Below are 220 nucleotides of genomic sequence, written 5' to 3' on the forward strand. Positions count from 1 at the left end.
CCAACTACCAAATAACGCGGTGCTGTTTTTAAATTCAGGCTGGGCGTTTAAACGCTCTAAAATAGTTTTATTTGGATTAAATACTTTATCGTTACTGTTAATGTTTTCATCCACTTCGCCGGTAAGAATTTCGTTATAACCAGGGTATGAAAAATACCACGGATTACTCACCGACATAGTTGAGCCTTTAGCCCTATCGCCAATAATAACGCCTTGCTTT

The 220-nt window shown here is 38.2% G+C and carries 1 pseudogene; it reads right to left on the reverse strand.

What is annotated here, in order from left to right:
• Positions 1-220 (reverse strand): annotated as a pseudogene (locus CWC11_RS21915) (phosphoglyceromutase); the annotation flags it as partial.

Source organism: Pseudoalteromonas sp. S3178, assembly GCF_005886985.1.
Taxonomy (GTDB): Bacteria; Pseudomonadota; Gammaproteobacteria; order Enterobacterales; family Alteromonadaceae; genus Pseudoalteromonas; species Pseudoalteromonas carrageenovora.